The organism is Deinococcus aerophilus, from assembly GCF_014647075.1.
GTDB lineage: Bacteria > Deinococcota > Deinococci > Deinococcales > Deinococcaceae > Deinococcus > Deinococcus aerophilus.
Window position 1 is genome coordinate 53,596 of record NZ_BMOM01000002.1, and the last position, 13,781, is coordinate 67,376.

The following is a 13,781-nucleotide window of genomic DNA, read 5'->3' on the forward strand; positions in this document are numbered from 1 at the left end:
CGGGCGGGCGGCCTGGAGGCCGGCTCTTGACGCCTGCTCCCCTGTCCCTGGCCCCGCTGTTTGCACGGGTGGCCCGCCTGGATGACCTGACCGGACATGATCCGCTGCGGAGCGCGGCGCTGGCCCAGGCCCTGGGGGAACCAGAGCTCGCGCGGGCGTTGCTGGCCCGCAGCGGCGGCCTGCTGGACCACGCGGACGCCCTGAAGGTCCTGAACCAGCCGTTGCCGGACGGTCTGCTGGCCCGCGCGCACGCCGAGCTGGGCCCGGCGCCCGCCCTGCCGCAGTGGACGGCCTCCGAGCGGGAAATGTTCATCCGGGGGCTCGCCGGCTACCTGCTCGCGGAGCAGCCGGAGGCTCAGCTCCAGCCCGCCTCCACCGACTCTGCCCTCGCGCCGGGCCTGTGGATCCTGCCAGCCCTGCCCGACACCGAACGCTGGCAGGCCGGGCTGGAATGCCTGGGCCAGGGACCGGTCACCTGGGCCGGCACCAGCTGGGGCAGCCGCTGGGGCCTGACCACCTTTCTGACCGAGCGGGGTCTGCCCGGCACGGTTGAATCCACTGAGCAGCTGATCGCCACCCTCAGTGCTGTGTGGTCGTGGAACCTGCCCCGGCTGCCCGAGCTGCTGTCCCGGCCGCTGCTGATTGACGGCCTGCACAGCCTGCCGCAGGCCCGGCTGAATGTGGTCACGCAACTGCTCCAGGACGCGGCCAGCGTCTTCGGCTGGACCGTGATCGGGCTGCCGGGAGTCGAGCGCGCGTGGCCCGCCGCCTTCCAGCCCCTGCCGTGGCCGCCCGCCGACATCGGCGCAGCGACCCCCACGCGGCCCCCACGCACCCCCCTGGCGCTGGATGTCCAGCCGGTGTCCCGGCGCCTTACCCTGCCCGGCGTGGCCCGCGAACTCGCGCAGCAGCAGGGAGACATCCTGGTGGTCCTGCCGTCCCGGGCCAGCGCCGCACGTCTGGCCGGACTGGTGGAGGGGGCCACGCTGCTGTCCACCAGCCTGTGTCCGGTCCACCTGGGGCAACAGGCCAATGAGTTGCTGATGCGGCGTCGCCGGGGCGAGCGCGCCCTGGTCGTGGCCACCACGCTGCCCTCCAGCGTGCTGGGCACCTTCGATCAGGTATGGCACCTTCCTGCACCGCTGCCGTATCTGGCCGAGGCCGCCGCGTTGTGCAGCGGAACCTTCCGGGTGCTGCCCCTGCTGGACGTGGCCGTGCCGCAGGCCTGGAACCACCAGTGGCAGCTGACGCTGGAGATGCTGGACGCCATGACGCAGGATGGAGACGCGGCCCTCAGCGGCCGCGCCCGGCAGCAGGCGTACCACGCGGCGCTGAATGCCTCACGGGCAGAGCAGTTGCCTCCCGCCCACTACAGCGATCTGCGCGCCTCGCTGCAGTACGCCTCGCTCGCCGCGGAACTCGGGCCGCGCGCCGAGAACTCGGTGCCCGTGCTGATTCCCTGGGACTCAGCCGCCCAGCAGGTGATTGGAACCTACCGCGACACCGGCTGGCTGTCCATCGCCAACCTGCGCTACGCGGCCTGGCTCACACCCAGCGAGGCGTGGCGGGCCATCCGCCGGGGCGAGGCCGAGGCCGGGGGCTGGGCGCTGATCTGGACCGCTCCGTACCATCCGGTCTACGGACTGGCGGCCGAGGCCGTGCTGCACGCCCAGGCGCCGGACTGATGCAGTGGCCGGTCTGAGCCTGCATGGACCGCGCCACGGGTCTGCCAGGAATACGGGCGTAAAACAGGCCGGGAAGAATTGCTCTTCCCGGCCTGTTCCCTGCAGGGCCGCTAGCCGCTAGCGCCGACGGGCCGCCCACCCTGCCAGCAGCATTCCGGCAGCGAGCAACAGAACGTTTCTCCTGACCCGGCTCCCTCCGCTCTTCTGACGCTTGTTCCACGCCGCCGTGTAAAACCCGTCCCACAGCGCCCACAGGTGAGCCTGTTCGAAGTGTTCGCGCACCCATGTGTGCGCCTGATCGCCCAGCTGACGGGTCTGCTCCGGGTCGGACAGCAGCGTGTCCAAGGCGGCGGCCAGGGCGGACACGTCGCCGGTGGGCACCTGCAGTCCGGTCACGCCGGGAACGCCCGCGTCACGCACTCCCGGAGCGTCGGTCAGGACGCTGGGTACGCCCGCCGCCGCTGCCTCCAGCACCACCATGCCCAGGCCCTCATGACGGCTGGGCAGGGTGAGCACGCTCATCAGCGGGTACAGGCGGCTCATGTCGGCCTCGAAGTCCACCTGCACCAGCCCCTGCGCTTCGCGGTAGGCGCGCTCCGCCGGACCGGACAGTGGATTGGCCGGGTCCGGGGTGCCCACCAGCAGCAGGCGGGCTTGTGGATGTTCCCGGTGCACCTGTGCCCACGCGAGCAGGAGTTCCTCGGTCCCCTTCTGCGGCGCGAGGCGGCCCACGAAGCCCACCACCGGGGTACCCTCGGGCAATCCCAGCTCGGCGCGGGCGCGCGCCACGGCGGCGGCGTCGGGGTGTGCGTACCGGTCCACCTCCAGGCCTGCCGGGCTGCCGGCCCCCAGCACCCGGATCTTGTGCGCCGGAACCAGCCCCAGCGCCACGGCCTCCTCCCGGTTGGACTCGCTGACGCACAGCACCTCATGGGCACACGCACAGGTCAGGCGCTCGATCACCCGCAGCAGCGGGCGCAGCCGGGCCAGCGCGCCGGTGGCCGCCGTCTCGCTGCGCAGTCCGTGGATGAAGTAGACCCGCAGCGGCACGCCGGTCAGCACGCTGGCCAGGCCGCCCAGCAACCCGGCCTTGGGGGTCGAGAAGTTCACGATGTCGGGGCGCACCTGCAGCAGGATTCGCACCATGCCGGCCAGCGCCTTCAGGTCGCGGCGCGGAGAAATCTCACGGGCCATGGGCAGGGGGTGGTACGACGCGCCGCCGATCTGCTGCGCGCGGGCCACCAGATCGGCGGGCTCGGGGGGCGTGACCAGATGAACCTCATGGCCCTGGGCGCGCAGGTGCGCGAGCTGGGGAGCGAAGAAGGCCAGGGCCGCGATGGGGGTGGTGGTGGTGTACAGAATTTTCATGACGTCCTTGCAGGGGGAAAAGGGGACTGGGGCCGGCTGTGGGCGCGCACGCTGCGCAGGAACCCGGCGCGCTGCTCATCCAGGGTGGCGTCGGCGTAGGTCCGGGCCAGCGCCAGGTTACGCCCGCTGTGGGCACTGAGCTGTGCGGGGTTGCTCGCCAGTGCCCCCCAGGCCCGCACCAGCTCGTCCACGTCGCCGGGCGGAGCAAGGGTGTCTGGGAGCAGCAGTTCGGGAATGCCGCCCACCGCCGAACCCACGGCGGGCAGCCCCTGGGCCATCGCCTCGAGCAGCGCACGCGGCAGACCCTCGGTGCGCGAGGGAATCAGAAACAGCTCGGCGCCCGCCAGATCGCGGCGGACCTCGGCCGGGGTGCTGCGCTGACCGGCGAACTCGCAGGCCTGCGCCACCCCTAGTTCCTGGGCCAGGGCCTCCAGGCCCGGACGCAGCGGCCCGTCCCCGACCACCTTCAGCCGCAGGTCGTGCCCGGCGGCGCGCAGTACGGCCAGGGCCCGCACCGCCAGGTCCACGCCCTTGTGACGCTGTTCCAGCGAGCCCACCAGCACCGTGTGGCGCGCCCGACCCTGATAGACGCGCGGCGCGTCAGCGAAGGCCTCCGGCGGCAGATGCACGTCCGAGACCCCGAAGCTTGCCACGCCCGCGGCCGGCGGGTACCGGCGCTGCAGCGCCTCGCGTGTGACGTACTGCACGGCCACGGCCTGACGGCAGTGCAGCCGGGTCAGTTCCGTGAGCAGCGTGCGGAACAGCGGGCGCAGGGGGTGGCGGGTGCCGTCCGGGCCGTAGCCCAGGTAGGGATCGTTGATGACCTCGGCGGCAAAGGGGTGACCCCGGAACCAGCGCAGCGCGGCCGCCAGGTGAACGAGCACCCCGGAGAGCCGCACGATCACGGCCTCGCCCGGCTCCAGACCCCGCCACAGGGCCGCGCTGACGCCGGTCAGGCGCCGCAGCAGGCCCAGCGGGCCCTGGTAGTACGGCACCGGCAGGAAGCGCACGCCCGGCCCGTCCACCCGCCGGAATCCGGCCGGAACCTCCGTGACGGCCTGCGAGCGGCCCACCACCTGCACTTCCTCGAACACGCTTAGGTACCGCCGCCAGTGGTCATAGGTGGCGTGCCCGTTGTCGTAGGTGGACCCGTCCGGGGTGTGTATGAAGCGCTGTTCCAGAACGACACTGACCCTCACGGTAAAGCCTCCTGTGGCGGGGAAACCGCCCCCGCAGCGGGGGCGCGGCCCACCAGCGCGACGGCCAGCGTCAGCGCGAGCAGCGGCAGGAACGCGCCGAAGGCCGGGGTGGGATAGAAGGTGTCGGTGGTGGCCGCCGTGAGCCACAGCGCGGCAAGCAGATTCAGGGCCACGCCCGCGCGCCGGGTCCGCAGCGCCCGCAGGCGCGCGATCAGCAGGCCGAAGAACAGCAGCAGGGCGGTGAAGCCCGCCACGCCGGTCTCATAGATCACCTGCAGCGGCAGGATGTGCGCGTTGGCCCCGTTGTTCGCGATGCCCGAGCCGAAGCCGCTGCCGATCAGCAGCCGGAACGGATCTCTGAGCAGGGCGTCGAGGTACACCCGCCAGATGTCCGCGCGGCCCGCGAGGTTGCCCACGTCTCCGGCGTCCAGCAGGGTAGATTGCCGGGCGAGCAGCCCGCTGAGGTCACCCTGCAGCGCGGGCAGGGCCACCACTCCGGCCACCCCCAGCGCGCCCAGCGCCAGCCCGGAGCGCACCGGCATTCTCAGGCCCTCGAGCACCACGAACAGCAGACACCCCGCCAGTCCGGCGCGGGCCCCGGACAGAAAGCACGCGATCAGCGCCGCCGCCAGCAGCCACTGCGGAGGCCGCTGCGGGCGCAGGATCATGGCCAGCGCGGCCTGCAGCAAGACCATCGCGGCCACATGGGCATGGTTGTAGCCGACGGTCCCCAGCCCCTTCTCGTTGTGCAGGTAGAACGACTCCCAGGGACCGGCCACGCCCGCCCCACGCGGCAGCACGCCGCCGAGCAGTTGCGGCAGCGCCGGAGAAAAGTAGGTCCAGGCCACGCCGACGACCATCAGGACGAAGGAGATCACAGCAAGCTGCCCCCAGCGCTCCAGCAGTTCCTCACCCAGTTTCAGGCGCGAGACCATCCAGAACACCCCCAGGATCTGCCCCAGCTTGAACAGCTGGAACAGCCCGAAGGGCACGGCCACCCCCAGATGTCCGTCACGCATCACGAACAGCAGCGCAAACGACGCCAGCGACAGTGCCCCGAGCCATTGCAGACCGCGCCACACCGCCTGCTGATCGGCGCCGACCCGGCGGTGGTACAGGGCCGCGCAGGCGAGCGCCGCCCACAGCAGCAGGTCAGCGGGAGCCTGCCACAGCGCCCACGACGGTCCGGCGGCCAGCACCGGCAGCCCGAAAAACTGCGAGAACACGTAGGCGCCCAGCAGCCACGTCACCGCCCGCTGAAGCAGGGGAGCGGTTCTCAGCGGCGCGGCGGCCGGGTCAGAAGCGGAGCGCCGCAAGCGACTGGAACCGGCGGGCAACGGCAGACTCAAGCGGTCTCCCCCGCAGCGGCGAGGTAGAAGTCACCCAGCTTGCGGGCCTCCTGCACGATGTCAAATTCCAGGTGATCCGGCACCTCACGGCCGCGCGAGGCCGCCTGGGCCAGGGCGTCGGCCCAGACCGCTGGCGGGGCGGTCAGCGGCAGCACCTGCAGGCCGGCATCCTGCATGCGGGCGTCGTGGTAGACACCCGCCGAGATCACGCGCGGCAGGCCCGCCGCCTGGGCCTCGACCAGCGCCAGACTCAGGCCCTCGAAGTGCGAGGGAAAGACGAAGGCGTCCATGATCCACAGCAGCCGGGCAACGTCCGGGCGCGATCCGAGCAACCGGACCCGCCCCGCCAGCCCCAGCGCCGCCACCCGCTCCTCGATGGCCGCCCGCTCGGGGCCGTCTCCGACCAGCAGGAGGTGGGCGGGACCGTGGCGCTCCAGGTAGGCCGCAAACGCCTCCAGCAGGAACAGGTGGTTCTTCTGGGGCCGGAACTGGCCCACATGCCCGAAGACCGGCACGCCCGGCGTCAACCCCAGCTCGGTTCGCAGGTCCGTGAGGTCCCCGGGATGGCGCACGGCCTGCAGGTCCACCCCCAGCGTCACGACCTGTGCGCCCAGCGCCTGCCAGTCGGGGCCGTACAGCGCCGCGGCCGCCTCGGGACTCACTGCGTGGCGGTGGGTAATTCCGGCGCCGAGGGCGGCGCGCATGGCGCTGAGGTAAGCGTAACGGCCCCCGGTCGCCGCCATGTCGGCGCGGCGGGAATCCAGGTGGCTGGTGGCGACCCGCACCGGCACCCCGGACAGGCGCGCGAGCAGCAGCGCCAGCCCACCGAAGTGGTGGATGTGGCTGTGAACCACGTCATAGGGGCCGTGGCTCCGCAGCGCCCGCACAAAGAACGCAGCGAAGGCGAGCGGGTTACCGGTGGCGGGGGCCACGAGCAGCGTCGCGCCCAGGCCGCGCACCCGATCCGCGTACTCGCCCGGACGCGCGTCGGGAGAAACGACCATCACGTCCATCGCCACCTCCCCACGGGGCAGCTGGGCGAGCAGGTTGACCAGCCACGTTTCGATGCCGCCCCGGTCCAGGGTCCCGGCCAGGTGCAGCACCCGCAGCGGCCGGCTGGAAGGGGAGCGGTCCGGGGTGGGGGGTGGGGTCATGCGTCTCCTTGAATCTGAGGGTCGGGGGCGGAGGGAACCTGAACCGGAGCGGCCTGAGGCTCGGGCCCGCGCTGCAAGGCCCGCGCCACGATAGCCCAGCTGCCCAGCAACTGCGCGGCGGCGGCGATCAGCGCGGCCCACGCGGCCCCCAGCAGACCGTGGGCGGGAATCAGCCACCAGCACGCCAGGACCAGCACGCCCGTGACCACCACGAACAGCGGCAACTGCTGGCGGAAGCGCCGCGCCGCCGTGACGGCAAAGCCCGCGCACGAGGCCAGGTAGCTCAGCGCCCCGCTGAGGTTAAGCCACAGAAACACCCCATTCTGGCCCGCATAGGCCGGACCGTACAATGCGCGCAGCAGCGGCTCGCCGGCCAGCGCAGCCAGCAGCACCAGGGCTCCCCCCACGGCGGCGGCGGCGGCGGTCAGCACCAGCGTCAGGCGCACGAAGGCCCGCCGCTGTCCCGCCGCGAACAGCTGCGACAGACGGGTGGTCAGGGCGGTGCCCAGCGCCACGATCACCACGCTGCCCGCCACCGTGACGTAGGCCAGCGCCGAATACACCCCCAGCGGTCCACTGCCCAGTTCACGTTCGATGAACAGCCGGGGCAGGGCGCTGCCCAGCGAGACCAGCCCGACGACCGCTCCCAGCGGCCACGCCAGCCGGGGCAGCGCGGCGGGCACCCGTCGGGTCCACCACGCCGCACCCTGGGTCAGGCGACGCGCCCGGGGCAGGTCGTAGAACGCCAGCACCAGTCCCCCGGCGACCGCCACGCCGAAGGTGCCCCACACGACGCTGCCGGTTGCGGCGAACAGACCGCCCAGCAGCGCCAGCCCCAGCACGCCGCGCTGCAACGTCGAGCGCGACACCAGATCCAGGCGCTCGCGGTGCTGCATCAGGCCGTAGATCACGTCGCTGAGGCCTTCGAGCGCCTTGGCCACCCCCAGCCACACGATGGCCCACGCCGCGTGCGGATACGCGAGGGCCAGCGCCGCGCTCAGGCCCAGGGCGAGCAGCATGCTCAGCACACGCAGGCTGAAATAGTGGGCAAACGGGTGACTTTCCTGGGCGTCGGTGGCCTGCACGCTGCGCAGCTGCAGTCCCAGGGCCAGGAACAGCGGGGCAGTCACGGCCAGGCCCAGAGCGTAGATGCCCACGTCCTCCCGGCTGCCCAGACGCGCCAGCAGCGCCACCATGGCCCACTGCGCCGCCGAGTACACGACCTGGCCCCCAAAGGTCCACAGCACACCCGCCCGCAGGCCGATGCGGGCGGCGGGCACACCCGCCTCTGCGGCGGTGTCCGGCGTGGAAGTTGAGCGTACGGGCAAGGAGCCTCCAGGGGGCGGGGTGGACAGGGACCGACGGACTGTGCGGCGGCGCGGCCACCGGACATGCCGGACCACACCGTTCAGCTCCCGCACCATACTGCGCGGGCCTGACAGTTCAGTCACCGGCCCCTGTCTGTGCAGCGCCCCGGCGCAGCCCACCCTCCAGGGGATTGGAGCGGGCCCGGAGCGCCGCTATAGTGCCGACCGTGCGCAGGATCTGGCTGAACGGGCTGGTGTCGCTCGGCCTCCTGCTGGCCGGGGGACTCGCGCTGGACCTGTACCGCACCCACCAGCAGGTGCAGGGTCTGGGGCAGGAGGTCTACAAGGAACTCGACGGCGACGGATTTCCCGTACCGGCGGGGGTTCTGGACGATCCGGTGTTCCAGCAATTGCCGCCCCCCGACCAGAACCGTCCGGTCTCGTTGGGCCGCTACAAGCCGCCTGAGAACCTGCCGCAGGGGGGAGCGCCGACAGGGGACGGGGAAACGCCGGCGCCGACCCCGACGCCACCCGAGCCTGCCGTCTCCCCTGCCCCGGCACCGAACACAACGCCACCGGAGACCACACCGTCACTGGAGACAGCGTCGCCGGCCACCCCCAGTCCGGCCGTGACTTCCGCTCCGGTCAGGGCGCGCCCGGCCGGGTCACCGCCCCCGGCGCAGGCCCAGGCCACGCCGACCCGGCCAGCCGCCGCTGCTCCCACGTCCACGGCTCCGGCGCCGGCGTCTGTACCGGGGGCGGCCCCGCGATCTGGCCCGCCCCCGGCAACCCGCCGTCCCCCCGTGGCCCCTGCCAGCTTCCTGAAACGGCTGGAGACCTCCGCCAAACTGCACCTGCTGCTGATCGCCAACGATCAGGAAACGCTGGGCAGCGGGCGCGGCGACGTGCTGCTGGTCCTGACCTTCGATCCGGTGGCGCAGCAGCTGACCCTGCTGAGCATTCCGCGCGACACCCGCGTGGACCTGCCCGAACATGGTCTGGTCAAGATCAATGCGGCCTACGCCTACGGCGGGGCCAGACTTCAGACCGAGGCGGTCGAACGGTTCCTGGGCATTCCCATGGACAAGTACGTGGAGATCAGCTTGGGAGGATTCCGGGAGGCCATCAATCTGGTCGGCGGCGTGACCGTGCAGCCAAAGTTCAGCTTTCAGCTCGACGGCTCAACCTTCGCGCCGGGCCACATGACCCTGAACGGCGAGCAGGCGCTGGCCTACGCCCGCATGCGCAAGGATGATCCGCAGGGAGACCTGGGCCGCAACGCCCGCCAGCAGGAGGTCATCCGCAACCTGATGGGGGCGCTGGGGCACCTCTCGACCAGTGAACTGCAGGCCCTGCTGGACCAGCTCAGCGCGTACCTGCGCACCAACTTCTCTCCCTCAGAGGTGGTGCGGCTACGCGCTGTTCACAGCTACATGCTCGACCATCAACGGGCGGTGCATGTCCAGGGCGTGAACCGCAAGCTGAACGGCGCGTGGTTCTACCTGGCCTCGGATGCCGAGCGCCAGCGTCTGCACCTGCTGCTGCGCTGAGGGCAGAACCGGCGCTGACGCAGCATTCTTCTGTTGAACTGGGCTTGGGAAGTGACCTCGCCCTCCTCTTCGCGGGGGCCATGAGGAGTTTCTCATTAAGCCCTTCTAAAGTACCGCATCGTGCTCAACTTGCTGTCTCTCGCGCTGCTTACCTGCCTGCTGACAGGGTGCGCCCCCACCACCGATCCTCTGCCCCGGCCCCTGCCGGTGACCCTGCTCGCCCCGGACCCCACACTGCTCCGGAACAATGTGGTAAATGCCAGCCACCGCGCCGACGGCACCGTGACGGTGGACGGCCGCCCTCTGTTTCCGCTGGGCTTCTACCACATCTCCTGGGCCACGGGGGGCACCATCGCCCAGCGGCGGGCGGACGTGTGCAAGCTCGGCGCGAGCGGCTTCAACCTGATGGCAACCGAGCCGATCAACGACGAGGACGTCGCCACCTACCGGAATTTCCTGGACTTGGCCCAGCAGTGCGGCGTGTACATCCTGAGCTACGGCCTGAAGACGAACACCATCAATGCCATCAAATCCCACCCTGCCGTGCTGGGTTTCAAACTGGCCGACGACAGCAACGCCCTGGTGTCGCCGGCCGAGGTTACAAAACGCAACCTCAGCACGAAAAAGCTGGCGCCGGACAAGCTGACCTACATCAGCCTTTCGGTGGGGTACAACCGCCCGGAAACGCCGTACTTCGGCACCTCGGATCTGGTGGGCAACCAGAGCTATCCGGTCGGCAACGACGACATCAACGTGACCTACCGGGTGATGCGCTCCGCCGTGCAGAGTGCCCTGGCCCAGCGCAGCGTGCCTATCGCCAATCTGCAGACGTTTTCCTGGGGCAAGGGCAAGCCGCTGCCCAACCCCGCCGAGCTGCGCAACATGACGTACCAGGCGGTGATGGCCGGGGTCAAGGGCATCCTGTATTACGCCTACCGCTCGCAGGAAGTGGACCTCAACCGTGAACCCCGGCTGTGGGGAGAGGCGCAGGCCCTGGCGCGTGAGGTTGCCCTGCTGTCGCCTGCCCTGCTGGAGAGCCGGCGCACCGAACTGTCCTCGGGCAACGGCAAGCAGCCGGTGGTGGTGCTGTTTCAGGGCACGGGCGGCCATTACCTGCTTGCCCTGAACAACAGCCGGCGCGAGCGTCAGAAGGTGAATCTTCCCCTGCCCGGCCGCCCGGACGAATGGCGCAGCGTGAGCGGCCGGCCCGGCGCGCTGCGGGTAACCGGCGCACAGGTCACGGGAGAACTCGCTCCACTGGAGGTCGCGGTCTATCGCCTGCGGGATCAGCCGCTCATGGCGCTGGGCGAATACCCCTGAAGCCAGCGCGGCGCGGGTGGGGCCAGGAGTGGGGTGGCCTCAACCGGCGGCCGGGCCGACACGCTCCAGCACAGCCTGCGCCGTGACCTCGTCCACGATCAGGCGGCGCATCAGCTGACCTTCCAGGGCGGCGTGCAGGGCGGCCACCTTGCCCAGCCCGCTGACCACACACAGCGATTCGCGGGCCTGCCGGATCTGCGTCAGGGGTGGGCCGCTGGCGCGGGCGTTGAGGGTCAGTCCCGCGTCGCTGCCATCGGCGCGGTAAAAGACGGTGGCGATGTCGCCGACCGCGCCCTCGACACCCAGCGCGGCCAGATCGTCGGCGTCCAGGTAGCCGGCGCTGTAGACGTGGCTGGGAATGGAGGCCGCGACGCTGCCCACCGAGTAGATCAGCAGGTCCGCGCGCGCCTGCAGGTCCAGAACGTGCCGGACGCTGCGCTCACGCCACATGGCCTCCTTCGTGGCCGGGTCGTCGAAGAAGGTGGGTACCGGAAACAGTTGCGCGCCGGCCGTGAAATTGCGGGCAAACCGCACGATGGTATCGGTCACGAAGCCGCTCATGAAATCAGCGGCGTTGGCCGAGCCGTTGAGCTGCACAAAGGTAACGTCCGGCACCGGACGGGGAATCAGGGCGTGGCTCACGGCGTTCATGGTGTTGCCCCAGGCCACGCCCACGCACATGCCCGGACGCAGCAGGCTGCCCAGCACGCTGGCGGCGGCCGCGGCGGTGCGCTCCAGCCACAGCTCCTCGCTGCTCGCCTGCGGCACCCCGACCACCTGCACCCTTAAAAAGGGATACCGGGCCTGCAGACGCGCTTCGAGTTCCTGGGCCTGACCCTCGGGATCGTGGATGCGGATTTCGACCAGACCGCGGCGGCGGGCGTGCGAGAGCAGGCGGGAGACCTTGGGACGCGACAGACCCAGCTCCCCGGCAATCGCGTCGGTGGTGAGGCCCTGCACGTAGTACAGCCGGGCCACCTGCACGGCCTGAAGGTCGTGGCGGGCAGCGGCCGTGGCGGCAGGAGCGTCTGAATCATCGCCCATGGCGGTTCATCTTAGCCCTGTGGGCGGTCAGCTCCAAGCAGCTGCCACGCTCCCGGCGTGCAGGACAGGGGGTTCACCTGGAAACATTGGGCATGGGGCTGGCCTGGGGACCGGGGCGCGTGGACCACGCCAGGGCCGTGCAGCAGGGCCGCGTCCCTGTAGGCGCCAGAATCTGAAGCAACGGGCTAAGCTGCCCCTACCTGCAAGGCCCCGCCCGCACGCCTTTCCGCCCCCCTCGAGCCGGTTTGCCTAAGGAGTTCGTATGCCTGATCAGTACATTCTCGCCCTTGACCAGGGCACCACATCCAGCCGCGCCATCGTGTTCGACCACGCAGGAAACATCCGGGCCCAGGCCCAGAAGGAATTCCGGCAGATCTTTCCGCGCCCGGGTCTGGTGGAGCACGACGCCCAGGAAATCTGGAGCACCCAACTCGGCGTGGCGCAGGAAGCCATCACGCAGGCGCGACTCCGGGCGAGGGACATCGCCGCCATCGGCATTACCAACCAGCGCGAGACGGTGGTGATCTGGGACCGCCAGAGCGGCAAGCCGATCCACAACGCGGTGGTGTGGCAGGACCGCCGCACGGCGGGGCTGTGCGACCAGCTGCGGGCCGCCGGGAAAGAAGGGCTGGTCCAGGGAAAAACGGGCCTGGTTCTTGACGCATACTTCTCGGGCACCAAGGTCAAGTGGCTGCTGGACAACGTGGAGGGCGCACGCGAGCGGGCCGAGCGCGGAGAGCTGGCTTTTGGCACGGTGGATTCGTGGCTGGTCTACAACCTCACCGGCGGCGAATGTCACATCACCGACGCCACCAACGCCTCGCGCACCATGCTCTACAACATCCATACCGGCGACTGGGACGATGAACTGCTCGCGCTGCTGGACGTGCCCCGTGTCCTGCTGCCGCAGGTGCGCGCGTCGAGCGAGATCTACGGCGAAACCGCCGAGGGGCTGCTCGGCGCCCGCATTCCCATCGCCGGAATGGCCGGCGACCAGCAGGCCGCCACCTTCGGGCAGGCCTGTCTGGAGCGGGGCATGGCCAAGAACACCTACGGCACCGGCTGCTTTCTGCTGATGAACACCGCCGGTGAAGCGGTGCCCAGCCAGAACCGCCTGCTCACCACCGTGGCGTGGCAGTTTGGCGACCGCCGGACCTACGCGCTCGAGGGCGGCGTGTTCGTGGCGGGAGCGGTGGTGCAGTGGCTGCGCGACGGTCTGGGCATCATCCGCAGCAGCGAGGAGGTCGAGGCGCTCGCCACCAGCGTTCCCGACAGCGGCGGGGTGTATCTGGTCCCGGGCTTCGTGGGCCTCGGCGCACCGTACTGGGACAGCTACGCCCGCGGAACCATCGTGGGCATGACGCGCGGCACCACCGGCGCCCACATCGCCCGCGCCGCGCTGGAGGCCATCGCGTTCCAGAGTGCTGAGCTCGTCCACGCCATGGAAAGAGACAGCGGCGTCACCCTCAAGGAGCTGCGGGTGGACGGAGGAGCGAGCACCAACAACCTGATGATGCAGTTCCAAGCGGATGTGCTTGGCGTGCCGGTGGTGCGCCCCAGGATCACCGAGACCACGGCGCTGGGGGCCGCGTATCTGGCGGGTCTGGCGGTGGGCTACTGGACCGACCCGCAGGAAATCGCCGCGCAGTGGCAGGAGGACCACCGCTTCGAGCCCCGGATGGACGACGACCAGCGCCAGGCCCGCCTCGGGAAGTGGAAGAAGGCAGTCGAGCGCTCACGCCACTGGGAAGAGGCCGACGCTCCGGCTCCGTTGACGTGAGCGGCCGCCTGCGGACTCCGCAGCG

At 70.7% G+C, this 13,781-nt stretch carries 10 protein-coding genes; 4 read left to right on the plus strand and 6 right to left on the minus strand.

Features of this window, described 5'->3' with window-relative positions; genetic code table 11:
* Positions 1-26 precede the first annotated feature (26 nt).
* Complete coding sequence (locus IEY21_RS01780) at positions 27-1,685, plus strand: hypothetical protein (protein WP_188900741.1); 1,659 nt, start codon at positions 27-29, stop codon at positions 1,683-1,685.
* 117 nt (positions 1,686-1,802) lie between these two features.
* Here IEY21_RS01780 and IEY21_RS01785 read toward each other — a convergent pair whose 3' ends face one another.
* The 5 genes from IEY21_RS01785 to IEY21_RS01805 are packed head-to-tail and all read right to left on the minus strand — an operon-like array spanning position 1,803 to position 8,083.
* Positions 1,803-3,053: a glycosyltransferase family 4 protein gene (locus IEY21_RS01785; protein ID WP_188900743.1), complete on the minus strand. Its 1,251-nt coding sequence runs from the start codon at positions 3,051-3,053 to the stop codon at positions 1,803-1,805.
* Positions 3,050-4,252 (minus strand): glycosyltransferase, encoded by a 1,203-nt coding sequence (locus IEY21_RS01790; RefSeq protein WP_188900745.1) that lies wholly within the window; start codon positions 4,250-4,252, stop codon positions 3,050-3,052. The genes IEY21_RS01785 and IEY21_RS01790 overlap by 4 nt, the downstream gene beginning before the upstream one ends.
* Positions 4,249-5,601, minus strand: a complete 1,353-nt coding sequence (locus tag IEY21_RS01795) for an O-antigen ligase family protein (RefSeq protein WP_229752786.1) — start codon at positions 5,599-5,601, stop codon at positions 4,249-4,251. Before IEY21_RS01795 ends, IEY21_RS01790 begins: the two co-directional genes overlap by 4 nt.
* Positions 5,598-6,755 (minus strand): glycosyltransferase, encoded by a 1,158-nt coding sequence (locus IEY21_RS01800; RefSeq protein ID WP_188900747.1) that lies wholly within the window; start codon positions 6,753-6,755, stop codon positions 5,598-5,600. The genes IEY21_RS01795 and IEY21_RS01800 overlap by 4 nt, the downstream gene beginning before the upstream one ends.
* Positions 6,752-8,083, minus strand: coding sequence for a lipopolysaccharide biosynthesis protein (locus IEY21_RS01805; RefSeq protein WP_229752788.1), 1,332 nt, complete (start codon positions 8,081-8,083; stop codon positions 6,752-6,754). Before IEY21_RS01805 ends, IEY21_RS01800 begins: the two co-directional genes overlap by 4 nt.
* A gap of 206 nt (positions 8,084-8,289) precedes the next feature.
* Here IEY21_RS01805 and IEY21_RS01810 point away from each other — a divergent pair, with 206 nt between their 5' ends.
* Together IEY21_RS01810 and IEY21_RS01815 are read left to right on the plus strand one after the other, a co-directional pair.
* Positions 8,290-9,612 carry an LCP family protein gene (locus tag IEY21_RS01810; protein ID WP_229752789.1) on the plus strand — a complete coding sequence of 441 codons (1,323 nt, stop codon included), beginning with the start codon at positions 8,290-8,292 and terminating at the stop codon, positions 9,610-9,612.
* A gap of 120 nt (positions 9,613-9,732) precedes the next feature.
* Entirely contained in the window at positions 9,733-10,932 is a 1,200-nt protein-coding gene (locus IEY21_RS01815; RefSeq protein ID WP_188900749.1) for a hypothetical protein, read from the plus strand.
* A 39-nt stretch (positions 10,933-10,971) separates the two neighbouring features.
* Here the strand turns inward: IEY21_RS01815 and IEY21_RS01820 are convergent, their stop codons facing one another.
* The gene (locus tag IEY21_RS01820) at positions 10,972-11,976 is read right to left on the minus strand and encodes a sugar-binding transcriptional regulator (protein ID WP_188900751.1); all 1,005 of its coding nucleotides are present in this window, start codon (positions 11,974-11,976) and stop codon (positions 10,972-10,974) included.
* A gap of 262 nt (positions 11,977-12,238) precedes the next feature.
* On the opposite strand from IEY21_RS01820, the gene glpK reads away from it, so the two are divergent.
* Positions 12,239-13,756 (plus strand): glycerol kinase GlpK, encoded by a 1,518-nt coding sequence (gene glpK, locus IEY21_RS01825; protein ID WP_188900753.1) that lies wholly within the window; start codon positions 12,239-12,241, stop codon positions 13,754-13,756.
* Positions 13,757-13,781 lie beyond the last annotated feature (25 nt).